Below are 18555 nucleotides of genomic sequence, written 5' to 3'. Positions count from 1 at the left end.
ACTTCGCCCCCCAATGAAGGAAGCCGCATGAAGCAGGAATCCTGCCGGACAGCCGTGGGACAAGCCCGGGCATGACGGAGTGACAAATTCGGAACTCAGAAACAAGGAAACGCATAATGGCATCCTCCGAACCGATCGACATCGCCAAGACTTTCTTCGCGCATTGGAGCGCCAACCGCATCGACGAGGCCCTCGCAATGCTGTCCGACGACGTGCTCTACGACAACGTACCGTTCCCCGACATTGTCGGGCGCGACAATGTCCGTCAGTTTCATGAAGGCTTCGGCATCGGGACGGCGTTCACCGTCGACTGGAAGGTCACCGCGATCGCCGCCGACGGCAACGTCGTGCTCAACGAGCGCGTCGATGTCTTCACCCACCAGAGCGGCGGGACCATCACGCTTCCCGTGATGGGGACGATTACCGTCGCGAACGGCATGATCACGGTGTGGCGGGACTACTTTGATGCCGCCGATTTCGACCGTCAACTTGCGCAGATCAAGCGGTAACGGAATCAGTTCAGGATCCTGAGAAGGAGCGCGCCGCGGCTCATCATGGATGGCCACAAGGCGCGCTCCCCGAACGCATGCTGAGAAGAGCTGGCTTCCTGCAAACGTCTACTTCTTCGCCTGGGCAGCTTGCGGTTGCGTCCCCGCCCCTTCGGCACTCGGCGCCACGATCGACGGCGGCGGTGGCGGGGCGGCGGGGACGTATTGCACGGTGAGGCCGATGATGACGCAGCCATTGCCGGCGCTCGGCATCAGCAGGCGGTGGCCGCCATTCATCTTGAACACCGGCAGGCCGGCGACCCGGCCGATCGCCGGACCGCTCTTGAGAAACTCCTGCTCGACATCGGCGCACGACCGGGCGGTCGGAAACACCTGGATCGCGCTGGCGTCGCAGCCGGTCGCCGATGGTGTCGCCAGCAGGATTGAGGCTGCGCGCGGCGCCATCGCCGACGGATAGGTCTGCGCCGCGATCGACGAGAAGGCGTGGAGATTGGGCGCGCCGGGGTACCAGTTGGAGACGGCGTTGTGAGGCGCATCGATGCTGGAGGCGGCACCGCGCTCGACCGCGGGCAGGCAGGGCCCAAGGCCCGCGCGCGCCGCATGCATCACGGGCTCGGGAGTCTGCGGCTGGCTGAGACCAGCGGCATCGACCGCGGGCGCGGCGATCCCGCTGGCCAGCGGCGCAGGCGCGGGGGCCGCGCGCGCCGACCCATTCGGCGGCGCCGGCTTGGCCGGACGTGGCTTCGCGGGCTCCGGCGCGATCGTCCCGGCCGGCGCCGGCGCCTCGCGCTCCGGTGGGGCCTGCACCAGCTTCAGCGGCGGCTCGGCGCGGCTGACGCTGGGACTGGAGAGCACTCCCAGCACCAGACCGGCCGCGACGACGCAAAGGCAGGGCAGCGAGAGTTCGAGACGCACGAGCTCAGTTCAGCGTGATGGAGCCCGAGACGACGCCGCCATAGGCGTTCTGATCCGGCGTGCCCGAGAACGTCGCATTGAAGCGCAGGCGTTCGGTCACGGCATAGCCGACGCCGACCGCGAGGCCCGAATAACCCTTGAAGTTGCCATAGGCGCCGGCGACCGACACCTTGCCCGGACGGGAATCGAACTGCAGCGCGCCGGCGGCCATCGCCAGCGCGATGCCGGCGCGCGCCTCGCGCAGATTGTCGTTGACCTGGGTTTGCAGGCCGTTGACCCTGGTCTGCAAGCCATCGAGCTGGCCCTGCACGGCGCCGCCGAGATTGTTGGCCACCGCCGTGAGCTGGCTGACATTGACCGCGTCGGTCGCATTGACACCGGCGGCGACGTTGGTGACCCGGCGCTCGTTGCCGACGGCGCCCATCGAAACGGTGTTGGCCTGGTTCGCGACCGATCCTGTGCCGATGGCCACGCTGTTGGCCGCAGTGACCGAGGCGCCATTGCCGAGCGTCGTTCCGTTGACCGCCCTGACCTCCGAGTTCGAACCGAACGCTGCACCATTTGCCTCGAGCACGAGTGCGCCGGAGCCGATTGCCACGCCGTTGGTGCCGTTGTTTCCGACAGCAGCCTGGAAGCCGACAGCGGTGCTGGATCCGCCGAGGACGGCAGTGGCAGCTCCCACCGCGGTTGATTGGAGGCCGGGCGCAAAGGCGCCGTTGCCGAGAGCCGTTGCGTAGTTCGCCGACGCCGTAGTGCCGTTTCCGATAGCACTTGCCGAGTCACGGGACGCCAATGAAAATCTTCCAATTGCGATGCTGAGGGCCCCGGTTGCCTGTGCGTTGTCACCACAAGCAAAAGAGCTTGCACCCGTAGCCGTTCCGCTCGGCGCGCCGCCGCTGTCGCAGACCTGCTGCGCCGAGGCGGTCGAAGCAGATGCGATGGCTATGACAGCCATCACCGCGGCGGACGACAGACACGACATCAGAGACTTCATCGACAACTCCTTGATCCGGTGCACGTCGGAGTGGGGCGCGACATCTCGATGCCTCGCCCGCGACGTGCGGCTCATCTGCTCGTTCAAACAGTGCACCGGCACGACCGGCGCCGACGTCCGGCAAATGGCGGAACTCTGTAGAACGGCCTGCAGATGATGTCCGATTGTGTCTGGCCTGCCACATCAACGACTCGGACAGAGCTGCGCCGAGACGAGCGTTTCCTGCGAGCCTGCGCTTGCTTCGAGTCGTGCTTTCGTCGCCCCCACCGCTGTCATGCTCCGCGAAGGCGGAGCATCCAGTCCTCCGCGACATCGTGGACCGAAGCGCAATGGATCGTCCGCTTTGCGGACGATGACAGCGGGGGCGACATCATCAGCGTGCCAGGACTTTGGAAGCGGTTGTCTCGTCGCGTGGCGTTGTCAGTTGCTCGTCCTCGAGGACGGCCACGAGCCGGCTCTGCCGGCCGGTGCCGGTCTTGCGGACGATGCGGTCGACATGCGTGCGCGGTGCTGACGCGCTGGCATGCGCGGAGCACATTCTGGATGGGAGACGTGCTGGCGCAATTGGCTCAGCGCATAGTCGATCGCGACGGATTACGTGGGGAGTCACGGACCGACGGCCGACCGCCGACGGTGCGCTGACATCATTCGCGCTGAAGAATCAGCTGGACGTCCTTCAGCACGGCGACGAGCTGGCTCTGCTGCTTCGTGCCGGTCTTGCGGAAGATCCGCTCGAGATGGCTGCGCGCGGTGCTGAACTTGATGCCGGAGCCGGCCGCGACGTCCTTCAGCGACCGGCCGGAGCTCAGCACGGCCGCGATATCGGCTTCCTTCGGCGTGAGGTCGAACAGCCGGCGTAGTTCGTCGACGAAGCCGGCCGGCGTCTCCGGCGCGATCTTGCGCAAAATCACGATGGCGCATGGCGCCAGCGTGGGAATGTCTCCGACCCGCGCGGGACAGATCGACAGCGCCAGCAGCGGCGCGCCTTCGCCGTCGAGCTCGCCGAACATGATGTCGCCGCCCGCCGCATGATCAGCGGAATGAGAGGCCGCGCAGACATCGGCAAGGAAGCGCTGTAATTGCGCGTTCTTCTGCGGGCTGGCGGCTGCGAGGATGCCCCTGCGCACGGACAGCGCGGCGCCCGCCGCGGCGAGAATGCGCTCCGCCGGAGCATTCAGCGCCGCCACATGCTGCGCGCTGTCGACCACCATCAATCCGATCGGCAGATGCTGCAAGGTCGCCCAGGACAGCTTTGACAGGCCGATCGACCGGCTCAGCTCCAAGGCGCGCCGCAGATGCGGCGTCACGGATTCAAGCAGCCCGACATCCGACGAGGTGAATGGCGGCTGGTCGCGGCCGCGCTGGACGTCGAAGAACCACGCCGACGATCCGAACTCATAAAGCTTGACGGTCAGTCCGCCATACATGTCCTGCGGCGCCATCCATTCGTTCCACAGGCGGCTGTCGCGGAGCGTCTCGCGCCCGATCCGATCGAGGTCATGATAGACGAGACCGACGGGGGCCCGGAGCAGCGTGTCCTCGATGATGTTGGGCTCGTCCAGGAACTCGGCCATGTAGCGATCCTGGAAGGCGGGATCGTTGCTGGGCGCGATGAGATCGCCGGGACGGCGATCCGGCCCGATCCTGACGAGACAGGCTCTGGACCCCTGCAGCAAAGTCCGCAGCTTCTCGACCACGTCCGGCCAGACCGTCTGATCATGGGCCGCCTGATAGATCGCTCCGATGATCTCAACGAACAACGCGTCGGTCATGTCCAACGGCCAGAGGCATTCACGCGGGCATGACTCAACCTCGCGCAACCACCTCAGGCGCTTGCGAACGGCCCCATGCCCGAAGGGCGGGAGCGCGCTGCGATCGGCTCGACCGCAACCCGCCTCGAATACCCTTGCAGCCATTAAAGGTCCAAACACAGTCCAAAACAAGCCCCTCTGTTTAGAATTCCTCAGGGAGCGTGGCGCGGGCGGTGAGCGGGTCGCACGGGCCGTTTTCCGACCGCGTGCGATCAGCGATGGGCGCGCAGCAGGGCCTCGACGGCAGCGCGGTCGGGAAAGGCGTCGAACACGCCCCACGTGCTGGCAAGAATGGCGCCGCAGGCGCTCGCAAACGCCATCGCATTCTCCGGCGATTGCCCCTCAGCGAGACTGACAGCGAGCCCCGCCGCAAAGGCATCGCCCGCGCCGAGCGTATCGACCGCGACGACCGAAAAGCTCGGCTGGTGAAACGGCGGCTGGCCGCTGCGGCAGAATACGGCGCCGCCCCGGCCGAGCGTCACGACGACGATCGCGGGACCCCTCGCCATGATCGCCTCGGCCAAGGCCTGGATCTCTCCAAGTCCTGCGTCGGTCAGTTCAGCATCGAAGCTTGGTCTGCCGACACCCGCGAGATCAGAGGCCAGGTCCGCAGCCTCATTGGCATTGACAACCAGGATGGTCGTCAGCGCGAGCAGCCGCGGGTCGAGCGGACGCAGCGGCGAAGGGTTGAGAAGCGTCGCCCTGCCCACGTCGCGCGCAATCTCGAACGCCGCGATGATCGGCGCATCGCCGACCTCGAACTGGGCCATGGTGATGTCCGCGCGCGCGATCGCGCTGCGCTTCTCGCGCACATCCTCGGCGCTCAGACGCCCGTTCGCACCGGGGAAGACGGCCAGGCAATTCTCGCCTTGCGCATCGATGAAGCCGATGCCCGCGCCGGTCGGACCGGGAAGCCGGCGAAGCATCTCGCCGGGAAGCCCGGCGCGGTCCAGCGCCGATGCGGCAAGGCCGGAGAGCATGTCGTCGCCAATCGGCACGATGCCGTCGACCTGCGTGCCCAATCGCCGGCAGGCCACCGCGAGGTTGAGCCCCTTGCCTCCGGGCTCCAGGGCAAAGGCGTTCGCGGTCATGGATTCGCCGGGCCGCGGGAATCTTTCAACCTTGGCGGCACTTGCTGCAACGAAGCTACCTATGACAAAGAGAAGACCGTCGTTTGGCATGAACGTCCGTTGATCTCGGCGCAACAATCGGGATAGAAGTCGCGCCGCTAGGTCATTTTCACTCGATTTTACAACGGTCATGTAGAGAATTGAACCGCAGCAAAAGCTCCCCACCCAAGCTCGACAGCCTGATCGATCGTCTCGAGCTGCGCGAAGACACGGCGATGCCGCTGTATCGCCAGCTCGAAGAGCAGCTCGCGGCCATGATCGAGCAGGGCGCGGTTGCGCCTGGCGCGACGATGCCGGCCGAGCGCCATCTCGCGGCTGAACTGGGCCTCAGCCGGACGACCGTGCAGAACACCTACGATGCGCTGCGCAAGCGGCGGCTGCTCGCGGCGCATGGCCGGCTCGGCTACATCGTGCAGAAGCCGGAGACCGTTCTCGAGCCCGGCATGAACCGCCTCAAGGGCTTCACGCAGGAGATGGAGGAGCTCGGCCGCAAGCCGTCCTCCAAGATTCTCGAACGACAGGCGCTCAGCGATCGGCTGATCGCCTCGATCTTCGGCCTGCCGTCGACGGCGCGGTTTCTCAAGCTCGTTCGCGTGCGTTTTGGCGACGGCGTGCCGCTGTCACGCGAGGTCGCGTGGTATAGCCTTGATGCCTGCCAGAGCCTCGAGCAGGCCGATCTGTCGGGCTCGGTCTACGCCTATCTCGCCGCGCATGGCGCGCCGCCGGATCATTGCGAGCAGACCATAGAGGCCACCTCTCCCGATGCGGAGGAGTGCTCGATCTTCGGCTTCACCGAACCGCTGCCCTCGCTGCTGATCAAGCGCCGGACCTATGATCCGACCAACCGCATGCTGGAATATGTCGAGGGCCTGTTCCGCGGCGACAGCTACGCCTATCGGCTGAAGATGAAGATCTAGCCGAGGTGAGCGGCGGCGCCGCTCACCTCTGGCCGCGTCGCGTCAGCCTGCTGCCGCCGCGTGCTGTGCCGCCATCTCGACATCCGACGCGGTCACGCGCTGGAAGGCGGGACGCTGGGTGATGCGCTCGGCATAGCGGACGAACACGTCCTTGCGCGGCACGATGCCGAACATCATCGTCCAGTTGAAGGCGACGCCCCACAAAATGTCGGCGGCCGTCATGCGCTCGCCGAGCAGATAGGGCCCCTTGGCGAGCTGCGCCTCGAGCGCTGATAGCATCGTCTCGTAGTCGGCGTAGGGCGACTGCGTGACGGGCGCGGGCTCGCGCTTCATGAAATGATCGATCACCGCCGGCTCGAACGAGGAGCCGTAATAAGCGATCCAGCGCAAGTAGGGCCCGCGCAGGGGATCGTCGAGCGCAGGCGTCAGGCCGGCCCGCGGAAACAGATCGGCGAGATAGATGAAGATGGCGACCTGCTCGGTCACGATCTGGCCGCGATGGCCGACCGTCGGCACCTTGCCGAGCGGATTGATCGCCAGGAACTCCGGCTTGCGCTGCTCGCCGGCCTTCATGTTGAGTACGTGGAGTTGATAGGGCGCGCCGAGCTCCTCCAGCAGGATGCGCGCGCCGGCGGCGCGGGTCTGCGGCGAATAATACAGCGTGATGGTGTCGTCGGTTGCCATGATGGTCTCCTCCCCTGGTTCGTTGCGATCTCCGGCTTGTCGCACAGCATACCTGACAATCCATGTCAGGTATGGTTTAACCGCGGCATGCGCGCCAGCCGTCTGCTTTCGATCCTCACCACCCTGCAGGCCAAGGGCCAGGCCTCCGCCCCCGAGCTCGCCGACGCCTGCGAGGTCTCGGTGCGCACGATCTATCGCGACATCGATGCACTGTCGGCCGCGGGCATTCCCGTCTATGCCGAGCGCGGCGCCGAGGGCGGCTTTCGTCTGCTCGACGGCTATCGCGTGCGACTGAACGGGCTGTCGCCGGCGGAGACCGACGCGCTGTTCATGGCGGGCCTGCCCGGCCCGGCCGCGGCGCTCGGCCTCGACGGCGCGATGAGCGCGGCGCAGAGCAAGCTCGTGGCAGCGCTCCCGCAGGCGTCGCGGGCCACCGCCGGACGTATGCAGGCCCGCTTCCATCTTGATGCGCCCGGCTGGTTCGGCGAGGCCGAGGAGCCGCAGCATTTGCGTCCCATTGCCGATGCGCTGCTGCGCGAGGTCCTGGTGGACATTCGCTATCAGACCTGGCGCGCCGAGAAGCGCCGCCGCATCGCGCCGCTCGGCCTCGTGCTCAAGGGCGGCAGCTGGTATCTCGCAGGAGGGGTCGAGCGCAGCGTGCGGACCTATCGCGTCGCGCGCATCCTCGATTGCGCGGTGACGACCGAGAGCTTCGCGCGGCCCGCCGATTTCGACCTCGCCGCCTATTGGCGCGCCGCGACGGAGCGGCTCGAGGCCGAGATGCATCCGAATGCGGCCACCGTGCGCCTGTCGCCGCTCGGCGTGAAACTGCTGGAGGTCTGGAGCCAGCCTTACGTGCGGGCGCGCACGCGCATCGCTGACGAAGCAGATGCTCAGGGCTGGCGCATCGCGACCATCCCGACCGGCGCGACGCTGTGGCATGCGGCGGGCGAGCTGCTGCGGTTCGGCCCGGAGGCCGAGGTGCTCGACCCGCCCGAGCTGCGCGCGAAGATGGCGGAGCTGGCGCGGGACATGGTGAAGCGCTACGGCGTGGCTGAGAAGACGGTGTGAGTTGGAAGCCCTGCCCTCTCCGCGTCATTGCGAGCGCAGCGAAGCAATCCAGGGGCGTGGGTGGGACTCTGGATTGCTTCGCTGCGCTCGCAATGACGGGGTGAGAGCGGCGCGCGCTCGCATCCAGCCGGGGTGAGCGCGAGCGGCTGGCGTAAACACACGGCACGATCTGAGCTACATCACCACCGGCGCGTCGGGCAGTTCGTTCGTCTCGCCGGCGTGCGGTGGATAGTGCTTGGCGAGCTCGCGGGAGACCGCCTGAATGCCCTGCATCACGCCCTGCTCGAAACGCCCGGCGCGGAACTCGGCCTCCATCGCGCGGCAGATCGTCTCCCACCCCTCCGCGCCGACGCGATCGTGGATCCCGCGGTCGGCGATGATCTCGACGTCGCGATCGGCCAGCAGCAGATAGATCAGGACGCCGTTGTTATCAGCGGTGTCCCAGATGCGCAGTTGCGAGAACACATCGAGCGCGCGCTCGCGCGGCGGCTGGTTGTGCCACAGCGGCCGGCCATCGAGCGCACCCTCGACGACGAAACGGACCTGCCCCGCATGCGTGCGCTCACCGGCCGCGATCGCCTGCTCGATGCGCGCCAGCACCTCCGGCGTGAAGATGCGCTTGAGCTGCCAGTGGTGGTGCAGCAGGTGACGGCCGATCCGTGTGATGCTCATGATCGCCCCCCCCTCACCAGCTGCCCGAGGCGCCGCCGCCGCCAAAACTGCCGCCGCCGCCGGAGAAGCTGCCGCTGTCGCTCGAACTGCTGCTGCCGCTGCTCCAGCCCGATGACGACGAGCCACCAGACCAGCCGCCGCGGCGGCCGCTGCCCGGGCCCGACATCGATGCAAAACTGTCGGCGATGAAGGCAATGATGAAGCCGGCGATCCCCGACAGCGCGGCAAGCCCCACCGATCCCACCATCAGCCAGGCGATCACGCCCATCGCGCCGCCGGTGGCGAAGGAGCCCAGCAGGCGGCCGAGCAGCGTGCGCAGGATGCCGCCGATCACCAGCGCGCCGAACAGCGCCACCGGCGCGAACGATGTGATGGAATCGAAGTCGAGATCGTCGCCATGCGAGGCCTGCGGCTGCGGCACCGGCAGGGTCTCGCCATTGATCACGCCGATGATGCGGTCGACGCCGGCATTGATGCCGCCGGCGAAATCGCCCTGGCGGAATTTGGGCGTGATGACCTCGTCGATGATGCGCCGCGCGGTGACGTCGGTCAGGCTGCCCTCGAGGCCGTAGCCGACCTCGATGCGCAGCTTGCGATCATTCTTGGCAATCACCAGCAGCGCGCCGTCATCGACCTTCTTGCGCCCGATCTTCCAGGCCTCGGCCACGCGGATCGCGAACTGCTCGATCGTCTCCGGCTGCGTCGTCGGCACGATCAGTACCGCGACCTGGCTGCCCTTGCGGGTCTCCAGATCCTTGAGCTTCTGCGTCAGGCTGGCAATGTCGGACGACGACAACGTGCCGGTCTGGTCGACGACACGGCCGGTCAGCGGCGGCACCGCGACGTCGGCCCACACCAGCGTGGCGAGGCAGACGAGCAGCGTCGCAAGCAGCGCCTTGACGACCGGCAGCGCGCGCACGAGCGGAAGCTCCGGCTACTTGGCGGGCGCGGGCGACGGCGCGTTGAAGTCGACCTTGGGCGCGACCGAGATCTCGCGCTCGTTCTCGACCGTGAAGTTGGCCTTCTCCTTGTAGCCGAACATCATGGCCGTCAGGTTGTTCGGGAACGTGCGGATGCCGACGTTATACTCCTGCACCGACTTGATGTAGCGGTTGCGCGCCACGGTGATGCGGTTCTCGGTGCCCTCGAGCTGGGACATCAGGTCGCGGAACAATTGATCGGATTTCAGCTGCGGATAGTTCTCGGTGACGACCAGCAGCCGCGACAGCGCACCGGTCAGCTCGCTTTGCGCCGCCTGGAACTTCTGCAATGCGGCGGGATCGTTGACCACGTCGGGCGTGGCCTGGACGCTGCCGACCTTGGCGCGGGCGTTGGTGACGCCGAGCAGCACGTCCTTCTCCTGCTGCGCGAAGCCCTTCACGCTGTTGACGAGGTTGGGCACGAGGTCGGCGCGGCGCTGATACTGGTTGACCACCTCCGACCAGGCCGCCTTGACCTGCTCGTCATTGGTCTGGATGGAATTGTAGCCGCAATTGGTCAGGCTCAGCGTCATCAGCGCCGCCAGCACTGTCAGCAATTTCCGCATCGCGCGTCCCCCTCTTCGTCCGGTTGTGCCACCATCACACAGCACAGCTTTGGCGACGGCGCAATGACGCCGCCGGCAGCCAGAAAATGGGTCTTGACGGCTGCTGCATGGGTTCAGGGGAGTTCCGGAGCTTGCTGCGCGTTGTCGGGCACACTCTTTCCACCGTCATTGCGAGCGCAGCGAAGCAATCCAGAGTCCCGCCCACCACCCTGGATTGCTTCGCTGCGCTCGCAATGACGGGCGGAGAGAGTTGGGCCACAATGTCGCGGCGGTCCGCGCGGGAGAAATGGACGGCACGGCAGTGGCGACACACGCCGTCATTCCGGGGCATTCGCGCGTAGCGCGGATGAGCCCGGAATCCATAGCCACGAGCGGACGTGTGGCGCGGGATGGCTGTGGCGCGTCTTCGTCGCAAGGCCGTTCGTGGTTATGGATTCCGGGCTCGCGCTACGCGCGCCCCGGAATGACGGGCGGAGAAAGTTGGGCCGATGTCTTGCAGCGGGACTCGCTGCTCGCCTCAGCTTCCCTTCCGGTCGCGCAGCTGCGTCACGAACATGTCCTGCCAGTTCGCCGGCTTGACCTTGATCGAGCCGACGCCGTGCATGAACTCGGCGATCTTGAGCACGCCTTCCGGCGTCGCCGAGAACCAGGTGTCCTTGTCCTGCAGCATCTCCAGCACCTCCTCCTTGGTGGTCTTCACCTTGGCGGTGCGGGCGTAGATCTCGGCGGCGGCGGCCTTGTCGTTGGCGATCAGGGTGCAGGCCTCGTCGAGCGCATCGAGGAAGGCCTGCACGACCTTCGGGTTGGCGTCGACGAAGCGCTTCGGCGCGAACACCACGTCCATGGTGAGACGCCCCAGCACGTCGGCGGAATTGGCGACGCGGTGGATCTTGGAATCCTTCAGCTCGATATAGGAGAACGGCGGCGAGGTGAAATGCGCCGTGATCTCCGTCTTGCCCGACGTCAGCGCCGCCACCGCTTCCGGATGCGGCAGGCCGACCGTCATCGGATCGAGCTTGGCGTAGTTCTCACGGCCGAACTCATGCGCCGCCATCATCTGCAGGATCACCGCCGACAGCGAGGTCTTGATGCCCGGCAGCGCGATCTTGTCGCTCGGCTTGAAATCCTTCAGCGACTTGATCTCGGGATTGTTGCTGTTCATCCACAGCGAGGTCGAGCTGAGACCGCTGACGCCGACCACTTCCACCGCCGGGATGCCCTTGGCCTTGGCCCACAAGGTGATGAAGCCGGGCGCGCCGGTACCGGCGATGTCGAGGGAGCCTGCCATCATCGCATCGTTGATGATGTTGCCGCCATCGAGCAGCTGCCAGCTCACCTTGAACGGACCGAGCCCGGCCTTCTCGGCCTGCTTCTCCATCAGCTTCTGATCCTCCATCACGATCAGCGGCAAATAGAGGATGCCGTAGCCCTTGGAGAGCCTGATCTCTTTGACCTCGGCCTGCGCGACGGTGCTGCCGAGCAGCGCGGCGAGGCCGAACGCGGCGGCGGTGAGTGATTTGCTCCAGGACATTGTCGTCTCCCTCTCGTTGTTGTTGTGGTTATAGCCCATCAGTGCTGCATGCCCCAGCGCCGCACCGTCTTGCGCTCGATGGTGGCGAACACGACGTTCTCGATCACGAGGCCGATGATGATCACGGTGAACAGGCCGGCGAACACGTTCGCCGTCTCCAGCTGGTTGCGGTTCTCGAAGATGAACCAGCCGAGGCCGCCCGAGCCCGAGGACACGCCGAACACCAGCTCGGCCGCGATCAGGGTGCGCCAGGCGAAGGCCCAGCCCACCTTCAGGCCGGTCAGGATCGCCGGGAAGGCGGCGGGGATCAGGATGAAGCGCACCAGCTTCAGCCCGCGCAGGCCGTAGTTCAGGCCGACCATGCGCAAGGTGTTGGACACCGAGCGGAAGCCCGAATGGGTGTTCAGCGCGATCGCCCACAGCACCGAATGCACCAGCACGAAGATGATGCTGCCCTTGCCGAGGCCGAACCAGATCAGCGCCAGCGGCAGCAGCGCGATCGCCGGCAGCGGGTTGAACATCGAGGTCAGCGCTTCCAGCAGATCGGCGCCGATCCGCGAGCCGATCGCGATCGTGGTCAGCACGGCGGCGAGCAGGATGCCGACACCGTAGCCGATCAGCAGCGTCTCCAGCGACACCAGCGTGCGCGCGGGGATCACGCCATTGGCGATGTTCTCGAAGAAGGCGGACAGCGTGTCGGTGAAAGTCGGAAACAGCAGCGGATTGCCGAGCCACACGCCGTAGGCCTGCCACAGCGCGGCAAGCGCGACCAGGATGATGGCCTTGCGGACCGCACCGAAGCGGTAGATGCGTTCCAGCCAGGACAGGCTCGCCTCGACCTTGACGTCACCGAGGGACGTGTCTGCATTGACGATTTCGGGGCGCAGCGCCAGCGTCTCGCTCATGATCTCTCTCCCGTCCCTTTAGTGATGGCCGAACAGCATGTCGTTGATGCGCCCTTCGAGCGCGACCTGCTCGGGCGAGCCCATCGTGCCCGGCGGCACGCTGTTGAGCTCGGCGCGGACGCGGCCGGGATGGGGCGACAACAGCAGGATGCGCGAGCCGATCTTGATCGCCTCCTCGATCGAATGCGTCACGAACAGCACGGTGAAGCGGGTGTCCTGCCAGAGCTGCAGCAGTTCGTCCTGCATCTTGCGCCGGGTCAGCGCGTCCAGTGCGGCGAACGGCTCGTCCATGAGCAGCACGTCCGGCTCCATCGCCATGCCCCTCGCGATCGCGACGCGCTGCTTCATGCCGCCGGAGAGCATGTGCGGATAGGAATCGATGAACTTGGTGAGGCCGACCTTGTCGATATAGGACTTGGCGCGCTCCTGCGCCTCATCAGCGCTCAGCCGGCCGCTCGCGGTCAGCGCGAACACGACGTTCTCGCGCACCGTCTTCCACGGCAGCAGCTGGTCGAATTCCTGGAACACCATCATCCGGTCCGGGCCGGGCTCGGTGACCTCATGGCCCTTGAGGCGGATGCGGCCCTCGGTCGGCTTCAGATAGCCGCCGATCGCCTTGAGAAGGGTGGACTTGCCGCAGCCGGAGGGTCCGAGCAGCACGAAGCGGTCGGAATCGAACACCTTGAAATCGACGCGATACGTCGCCGTCACCAGCGTGTCCGGCGTCTTGTACTGGAGCGTTACGCCCTCGACGGAGAGCAGCGGCTCGAACTGGGATGGTGTCTGATGGACGGTCATGCGTCCTCCCTCTATGTTGCAGCGCGAAATTTCGCCCGGTGCACTTCGGCGCCCTTGTGCGAAGTGATAGAGGAGGAGACTGACGCGAACCTGACTCCGGGACTGAGACCACGACCTTGCGCATCCTGCTGGTGGAAGACACGCCCGAGATCGGCGCCGCCGTGACCAGCCGGTTCGAGCGGATCGGCTACGCCGTCGACTGGGAAAAGGACGGCCGCACCGCGAGCGAGTTGATCGAGGTGCAGACCTATGATCTGATCGTGCTCGACGTGATGCTGCCGAACATGGACGGCTTCGCCGTGCTCAAGCACTTGCGCAAGCGCGGCTTGCGCACGCCGGTGCTGGTGCTGACCGCGCGCTCGGCGGTCGACGACCGCATCGGCGCGCTCGATCTCGGGGCCGACGATTATCTGATCAAGCCGTTTGACTATCGCGAGCTGGAGGCCCGCGCCCGCGCCCTGCTTCGCCGCGCGGCCGGCCAGTCCGACAATCTGCTGACTCTGGGGCCGCTGGTGATCGATCGCGCCGGGCGCACCGCGAGCGTCGCCGGCCAGCCGCTCGACCTGACGCGCCGCGAACTCACCGTGCTGGAGATCCTGGCCGCTCGTCCCGGGCGCTACGTGGCGAAGGACGAACTGGTCGAGCAGCTCTTCAGCTTCGACCAGGATCCGAGCCCGAACGCCGTCGAGCAGTTCATCGCGCGTCTCAGGCGCAAGCTGGCGGCGACGACCGTCGAAATCAAGACCGAGCGCGGCCTTGGCTATCAGCTCCACGCTTCGTGACCTCAGGACGTCGCTGCGCGCGCGGCTCCTGATCGCGATCGGCGCGATCCTGGCGGTCGGTGCGATCGTGCTCAGCCTTGCCGCCTGGCAATATGCCGCCACGGCTGCGCGCGATGCCTATGACAAGCTGCTCGCCGGCGGCGCCGTGCAGGTCGCTGAGAACATCTACATGCAGGGCGGCGTGGTGACGCTCGATCCGCCGGCCGCCGCGTTCGCGACATTATCGGCCTATGACCTCGTGTTCTATCGCGTCACCGATCCGCGCGGCGTCGTCGTCGCCGGCTATGACGATCTCACGATCCAGGCGCCCAAGAGTAAGCTGCGCGAAGGCGTGGTGCTGCGCGATGGCGTCTACCGCGACCAACCGGTGCGCGTCGCGGCGGTGGCGCGCAGGCTCGATGGTGCCTCCGGCGACGGCTGGAGCGAGATCGTGCTGGCGCAGACCTTGCGCGCGCGCGATGCGCTGACCTGGGATCTCGCGTCCAAGGCGATCGGCCTGATCGCGGCGATGAGCCTGCTCGCGCTGGTCGCCACCGCACTGTGCCTGCGGCTGGTGTTCGCGCCTCTGACGCGGATCGAAGCCGAGATCGTCAAGCGGCGGCCGGACGATCTCAGCCCGATCGCGATCACGCCGCCGCGCGAGGTCCGCGCCCTGGTCGGCGCGATCGACGGCTTCATGCAGCGCTTGTCGGAGCGGATCACGCTGATGCAGCGCTTCATCGCCGACGCCACGCATCAACTACGCACGCCGCTGGCAGCGATCGATGCTGAGGTGGAGTTGCTGAGCGATCAAACCAAAGATCCGAAGACGCTCGACCGGCTTCGCAGCCGCATCGGGGATCTTGCACGCCTCACGAGTCAGTTGCTCGATCACGCGATGATCCAGCACCGCGCGCAGGCACCTCACCTCGCGCCGACCGACATCAACGCGCTGGCCAAGTCCGTGCTGTCGCAGAGCGTGCCGCTGTCGCTGGACCGTGAAGTTTCCGTGGGCTTCGTGGACTCCGACGATGATGTCTTCCTCGCAGCGGATGCCATCAGCCTGCGCGAAGCGCTCGCCAATCTGATCCACAACGCGCTGTCGCATGGGGCGACAACGCGGCTGATGGTGAGGGTGGAGAAAACGGCAACGCAGGTGGCGATCATCGTCTGGGACGACGGGCCAGGCATCGCGGCCGAAGCGCAGCAGCGGCTGCTGTTGCCGTTCCAGAAAGGCGACGAATCCCACGGCTCCGGCCTTGGCCTCGCCATCGCCCAGGAGGTCGCGCAGGCCCATGGCGGCCGGGTGCGCTTTAAAGGCGGAACGGGAAGTTTCAGCGTGCTATTGGAGCTACCGGCGGATCGGCCGACAGCCGCCGTTCAATCGCTAAACCTTTAGTTGCTCGGTTAGACGCTCCTTTGATTTTTGCAGGTATCTGATCACGGTCTTGGGAGAGACCGCAATGATCCGGCCGACCATCCTCCAAGTTCTGATCGCGCTGGCCGCTCTGGTGGCCGGTAGCCAGGCATCATGGGGACAGCAAGCCAGTTGCTCCAGTGCAGCCAGTCTCGAGAGCAATGGTTCGCTGCCCGTCACCTCAGAACGTTTCGACACTCCGCATCAGGCGGGCCTATGCCGGCGTCAGGCAACCGGTGCCTCCCTGGTGTCGTTCCTCACCCCCCTTAGCGACGGCCGAGCTGATCGCAAGATGTGCGTCGGGACGTTCGCCGCCGATCCCTGGTCAAATACGCTGAGTTCGGTGCGTCCGTGAGTACCCGCTTCTTTTCGATAGCGATGCTGACGGCATTCGCAATGCTCTGCGCCGGCATGGCGCGCACCACGGCAGCCGAGGACGCAGGCGAATGTTCGCGTTCGCGCGTCGAGACCCGTCCGGAGAGCGTTATCGCCCCCTGCTCCGAGATCATCGCTGATGAGACAAAGGCTCCAGCCGAGCGCGGATATGCGTTGTTCATTCGAGGCATGGGCTACCACAATACAAAGCGCTTTGACCTCGCCGGGCAGGACTATGATTCGGCCATCAAGCTGACACCGACCAATGAGGATCTGCTCGTTTCGCGTGCCAACATTGCCTTCCGCGGCGACCGCTACCCGGAAGGGGTGTCGTTTCTCCAGAGAGCTCTGGCGCTGAACCCGTCGAACGGGCGCGCGTTGAGGACAGTCGGCACGCTGAACGAGAACGTGGGTGCCTTCGAAGAGGCAAATCGCTACTATATGATGGCATTGGCAGCGAACCCGACAGACGCCTACGCCCTGTTGTTCCGTTGCAAGAACCTGCAACGGCAGCGTCGTTTCGATGACGCGCTCAAGGACGCCGACGCGCTGGTCGCGATCGCTCCTGAGGACATCAACCGCCAGGGCTACCTTGACGAAAACGGCGACCGCCGCGATTTTCATATCATCGCCCTAAAGACCCGCGCCCGCATCTACCAAACGCTCGCTCAATTCGAGCGGGCCGAGCGGGACCTGAATGCGGCTGTAGCCTATCGCCGCGCCGCGGCTTCGCTGTCGGCCCGCGGGTTCTTCCTGGCGTACAGACCGGGCCGGCAACAGGAGGCGTTCTCCGATCTGCAGGAGGCGATCGCACTCGGCTCCGACGACTTCCAGACGTTCTTCGGCATCGGCATGATTCACGTCCAGCGCCGGGAGTTTCGGGACGCGCTGGCGGATTTTGACCATGCCGTCAGCATCGATCCGTACTCTGGCGACGCGCTGCGGATGCGGGCGCGCATGCACCGCGAGCTCGACCAAGCCGATCGCGCCTTCGACGACATGATGCAGGCCGTAACGATCGACCAGGCCGTACTCAAGCAGACCGTCTTCGCATTGCGCGCAGCCGGCTATTGGCGATCGAGCGAGGTTCCTGCTGCTGTGACTGCGGACTTCGAGGACGCGGTGCGTGCCTGCATGCTCGACAAGCTCTGCAACTGAGCCTGGACATGATGAGCCCAACGCGTTTCGCCCTCGCCGTCATCGTGATTGCCGAACTGGTGAGTACGCAGGGCCTTGCCTACGATGCGGTGGGAACGGCCGGTCCGATCCGGTCATTCGGATCGCGCCGATGCGACCTCGGCTACGCTGCCCGGCAGCGGGGCGAATGCGATCCGCCAGCGATCGCCTCGGCCTTGCCGGCCGAACTGCGCTCGCGACAGCGCGTCGACCGTGCCAGAGAGCTGATCCAGCTTCTGCGAACGGAACCCGCGCTCGAGGAATTGAATACGGCGATCGTCGAGGACCCGGCCAACGCTTCGGCGCTCCTGCTGCGGGCCCGCCTCAGGATACCCGGTCAGCTCAGCGAAGCCGCGGCCGACGTCAATCGCGTGCTGGAGATCAATCCGGACGCTTCCGACGCACTGGCAACCAAAGCCTTCATCAACGTCACCCAAGACGACCAGGGCAGCCTTCAGATCGTGACGAAAGCCCTCTCGCTCAACCCGACCGATATCGATGCGCTCTGGATCCGGGCGTTCATCGCGACAAGGCTGGGCAAGCTTGAGCAGGCGGAGAGCGATCTCGATCGCGCTGTCGAACTTGAGCCCGACAATCCGACGACTCGGCTAGACCGCGCTGAGCTTCGTCTCCGGACCGGCAACAACGATGGTGCCAGGGAGGATGCAGACGCGGTGCTTGCGGTGCGCCCGGATTTACGCGCCCTTCAGCTCCGGGCCGCGATCCGGACATTGTCCGGCGACGATGCCGGCGCGCTCGCCGATCTCAACGCGCTTCTGGGATTCCCAGGGGCCAGACAGCCTCCCGGTCCCGTGAGACCGGATCTCGTGAACCTGTATGTTCAACGCGCGCTACTCCTGACGCGCAGCGGAAAGCTGCAGGAGGCCGGGCAGGATCTCGAAACCATCGTCGCCTTGGGCGGCCGCCGCGCGGTCCTGCAGATGCAAGTCTATCTGCGCGGCCACGGCTTTCGCGACGTCGGTCTTGATGGGAAGCGGTCAGAGCAGCTCGATGACGCTCTGCGTGCCTGCTTCATCAACAATGCCTGCGGCCGCGGCATCGCCATTCGCGGATAGCGCTCCCTCGCCCCGTTCTTCACCGGCAGAGGGGTTCAAGCAGCGTCACGGGTGGTGCGAGTCGTTAGATAGGCTCTCGGTGAGATGCTCGATGGAACCGGCGTGAGCGATCTTAGATCTTCATGGGCCCTTCCAGTGTCGCTGCCCCTCACCCCGACCCTCTCCCCGTAAGCACGGGGAGAGGGAGCGCAGCGTGCTCTCGGTGACGTCTTCAGTCCGACAGAACGCGACCAAGTTCAAACAAGATGCGGTGAAGAGCGCTGAACT

At 65.9% G+C, this 18555-nt stretch carries 19 protein-coding genes and 1 pseudogene; 8 read left to right on the top strand and 12 right to left on the bottom strand.

What is annotated here, in order from left to right; genetic code table 11:
• Positions 1–116: 116 nt before the first annotated feature.
• Complete coding sequence (locus tag ACQR0Z_RS06110; RefSeq protein ID WP_434860013.1) at positions 117–509, top strand: limonene-1,2-epoxide hydrolase family protein; 393 nt, start codon at positions 117–119, stop codon at positions 507–509.
• A gap of 108 nt (positions 510–617) precedes the next feature.
• Here ACQR0Z_RS06110 and ACQR0Z_RS06105 read toward each other — a convergent pair whose 3' ends face one another.
• The 5 genes and pseudogenes from ACQR0Z_RS06105 to ACQR0Z_RS06085 form a co-directional block, all read right to left on the bottom strand.
• Positions 618–1424 carry a hypothetical protein gene (locus ACQR0Z_RS06105; protein WP_434860012.1) on the bottom strand — a complete coding sequence of 269 codons (807 nt, stop codon included), beginning with the start codon at positions 1422–1424 and terminating at the stop codon, positions 618–620.
• A 4-nt stretch (positions 1425–1428) separates the two neighbouring features.
• Positions 1429–2217, bottom strand: a complete 789-nt coding sequence (locus ACQR0Z_RS06100) for a YadA family autotransporter adhesin (RefSeq protein ID WP_434918037.1) — start codon at positions 2215–2217, stop codon at positions 1429–1431.
• Positions 2218–2229: 12 nt separating this feature from the next.
• Positions 2230–2379: pseudogene (locus ACQR0Z_RS06095) on the bottom strand (hypothetical protein); the annotation flags it as partial.
• A 683-nt stretch (positions 2380–3062) separates the two neighbouring features.
• Positions 3063–4190: a helix-turn-helix transcriptional regulator gene (locus ACQR0Z_RS06090; protein WP_434917986.1), complete on the bottom strand. Its 1128-nt coding sequence runs from the start codon at positions 4188–4190 to the stop codon at positions 3063–3065.
• A gap of 251 nt (positions 4191–4441) precedes the next feature.
• Entirely contained in the window at positions 4442–5491 is a 1050-nt protein-coding gene (locus ACQR0Z_RS06085; RefSeq protein WP_434917985.1) for a ribokinase, read from the bottom strand.
• 8 nt (positions 5492–5499) lie between these two features.
• Here ACQR0Z_RS06085 and ACQR0Z_RS06080 point away from each other — a divergent pair, with 8 nt between their 5' ends.
• Positions 5500–6276: a GntR family transcriptional regulator gene (locus tag ACQR0Z_RS06080; RefSeq protein WP_434917984.1), complete on the top strand. Its 777-nt coding sequence runs from the start codon at positions 5500–5502 to the stop codon at positions 6274–6276.
• 42 nt (positions 6277–6318) lie between these two features.
• On the opposite strand, the gene ACQR0Z_RS06075 is transcribed toward ACQR0Z_RS06080, so the two are convergent.
• The gene (locus ACQR0Z_RS06075; RefSeq protein WP_434917983.1) at positions 6319–6960 is read right to left on the bottom strand and encodes a glutathione S-transferase family protein; all 642 of its coding nucleotides are present in this window, start codon (positions 6958–6960) and stop codon (positions 6319–6321) included.
• A gap of 87 nt (positions 6961–7047) precedes the next feature.
• Here ACQR0Z_RS06075 and ACQR0Z_RS06070 point away from each other — a divergent pair, with 87 nt between their 5' ends.
• The gene (locus ACQR0Z_RS06070) at positions 7048–8031 is read left to right on the top strand and encodes a helix-turn-helix transcriptional regulator (RefSeq protein ID WP_434917982.1); all 984 of its coding nucleotides are present in this window, start codon (positions 7048–7050) and stop codon (positions 8029–8031) included.
• A gap of 174 nt (positions 8032–8205) precedes the next feature.
• Here ACQR0Z_RS06070 and ACQR0Z_RS06065 read toward each other — a convergent pair whose 3' ends face one another.
• The 6 genes from ACQR0Z_RS06065 to ACQR0Z_RS06040 all read right to left on the bottom strand — a co-directional run bounded on the left by ACQR0Z_RS06065 (position 8206) and on the right by ACQR0Z_RS06040 (position 13483).
• The gene (locus ACQR0Z_RS06065; protein WP_434917981.1) at positions 8206–8703 is read right to left on the bottom strand and encodes a TPM domain-containing protein; all 498 of its coding nucleotides are present in this window, start codon (positions 8701–8703) and stop codon (positions 8206–8208) included.
• A 13-nt stretch (positions 8704–8716) separates the two neighbouring features.
• A complete protein-coding gene (locus tag ACQR0Z_RS06060; RefSeq protein ID WP_434917980.1) occupies positions 8717–9622 on the bottom strand; it encodes a TPM domain-containing protein in 906 nt (301 codons plus the stop codon).
• A 15-nt stretch (positions 9623–9637) separates the two neighbouring features.
• On the bottom strand, positions 9638–10249 hold the full coding sequence (locus ACQR0Z_RS06055) for a LemA family protein (protein WP_434878462.1): 612 nt from the start codon (positions 10247–10249) through the stop codon (positions 9638–9640).
• Between the two features lie 517 nt (positions 10250–10766).
• Positions 10767–11780, bottom strand: coding sequence for an ABC transporter substrate-binding protein (locus ACQR0Z_RS06050; protein ID WP_434917979.1), 1014 nt, complete (start codon positions 11778–11780; stop codon positions 10767–10769).
• 38 nt (positions 11781–11818) lie between these two features.
• A complete protein-coding gene (locus ACQR0Z_RS06045) occupies positions 11819–12685 on the bottom strand; it encodes an ABC transporter permease (protein ID WP_434917978.1) in 867 nt (288 codons plus the stop codon).
• A gap of 18 nt (positions 12686–12703) precedes the next feature.
• Complete coding sequence (locus tag ACQR0Z_RS06040; protein WP_434917977.1) at positions 12704–13483, bottom strand: ABC transporter ATP-binding protein; 780 nt, start codon at positions 13481–13483, stop codon at positions 12704–12706.
• A 116-nt stretch (positions 13484–13599) separates the two neighbouring features.
• On the opposite strand from ACQR0Z_RS06040, the gene ACQR0Z_RS06035 reads away from it, so the two are divergent.
• From ACQR0Z_RS06035 to ACQR0Z_RS06015, 5 genes are all read left to right on the top strand, one after another.
• Complete coding sequence (locus ACQR0Z_RS06035; protein WP_434860000.1) at positions 13600–14265, top strand: response regulator; 666 nt, start codon at positions 13600–13602, stop codon at positions 14263–14265.
• The gene (locus tag ACQR0Z_RS06030; protein ID WP_434917976.1) at positions 14240–15643 is read left to right on the top strand and encodes a sensor histidine kinase; all 1404 of its coding nucleotides are present in this window, start codon (positions 14240–14242) and stop codon (positions 15641–15643) included. Before ACQR0Z_RS06035 ends, ACQR0Z_RS06030 begins: the two co-directional genes overlap by 26 nt.
• 64 nt (positions 15644–15707) lie before the next feature.
• Positions 15708–16016: a hypothetical protein gene (locus tag ACQR0Z_RS06025; RefSeq protein WP_434917975.1), complete on the top strand. Its 309-nt coding sequence runs from the start codon at positions 15708–15710 to the stop codon at positions 16014–16016.
• Complete coding sequence (locus ACQR0Z_RS06020) at positions 16013–17194, top strand: tetratricopeptide repeat protein (RefSeq protein WP_434917974.1); 1182 nt, start codon at positions 16013–16015, stop codon at positions 17192–17194. The genes ACQR0Z_RS06025 and ACQR0Z_RS06020 overlap by 4 nt, the downstream gene beginning before the upstream one ends.
• Positions 17195–17202: 8 nt before the next feature.
• On the top strand, positions 17203–18288 hold the full coding sequence (locus ACQR0Z_RS06015; RefSeq protein WP_434917973.1) for a tetratricopeptide repeat protein: 1086 nt from the start codon (positions 17203–17205) through the stop codon (positions 18286–18288).
• Positions 18289–18555: the final 267 nt, after the last annotated feature.

It is taken from the genome of Bradyrhizobium sp. HKCCYLS3077 (genome assembly GCF_051167555.1).
In the GTDB taxonomy this organism is placed as follows: domain Bacteria; phylum Pseudomonadota; class Alphaproteobacteria; order Rhizobiales; family Xanthobacteraceae; genus Bradyrhizobium.
The sequence above is the reverse complement of the archived record's forward strand: the minus strand, read 5'-3'. Positions and strand labels throughout refer to the sequence as shown.

What these genes read in the sequence shown, in the direction of transcription:
- ACQR0Z_RS06110 (WP_434860013.1), top strand. Translation starts at nt 117, where the DNA reads ATGGCATCCTCCGAACCGATCGACATCGCCAAGACTTTCTTCGCGCAT.
- ACQR0Z_RS06090 (WP_434917986.1), bottom strand. Translation starts at nt 4,190, where the DNA reads ATGACCGACGCGTTGTTCGTTGAGATCATCGGAGCGATCTATCAGGCG.
- ACQR0Z_RS06085 (WP_434917985.1), bottom strand. Translation starts at nt 5,491, where the DNA reads ATGACCGTTGTAAAATCGAGTGAAAATGACCTAGCGGCGCGACTTCTA.
- ACQR0Z_RS06075 (WP_434917983.1), bottom strand. Translation starts at nt 6,960, where the DNA reads ATGGCAACCGACGACACCATCACGCTGTATTATTCGCCGCAGACCCGC.
- ACQR0Z_RS06070 (WP_434917982.1), top strand. Translation starts at nt 7,048, where the DNA reads ATGCGCGCCAGCCGTCTGCTTTCGATCCTCACCACCCTGCAGGCCAAG.
- ACQR0Z_RS06065 (WP_434917981.1), bottom strand. Translation starts at nt 8,703, where the DNA reads ATGAGCATCACACGGATCGGCCGTCACCTGCTGCACCACCACTGGCAG.
- ACQR0Z_RS06055 (WP_434878462.1), bottom strand. Translation starts at nt 10,249, where the DNA reads ATGCGGAAATTGCTGACAGTGCTGGCGGCGCTGATGACGCTGAGCCTG.
- ACQR0Z_RS06050 (WP_434917979.1), bottom strand. Translation starts at nt 11,780, where the DNA reads ATGTCCTGGAGCAAATCACTCACCGCCGCCGCGTTCGGCCTCGCCGCG.
- ACQR0Z_RS06045 (WP_434917978.1), bottom strand. Translation starts at nt 12,685, where the DNA reads ATGAGCGAGACGCTGGCGCTGCGCCCCGAAATCGTCAATGCAGACACG.
- ACQR0Z_RS06040 (WP_434917977.1), bottom strand. Translation starts at nt 13,483, where the DNA reads ATGACCGTCCATCAGACACCATCCCAGTTCGAGCCGCTGCTCTCCGTC.
- ACQR0Z_RS06025 (WP_434917975.1), top strand. Translation starts at nt 15,708, where the DNA reads ATGATCCGGCCGACCATCCTCCAAGTTCTGATCGCGCTGGCCGCTCTG.
- ACQR0Z_RS06015 (WP_434917973.1), top strand. Translation starts at nt 17,203, where the DNA reads ATGATGAGCCCAACGCGTTTCGCCCTCGCCGTCATCGTGATTGCCGAA.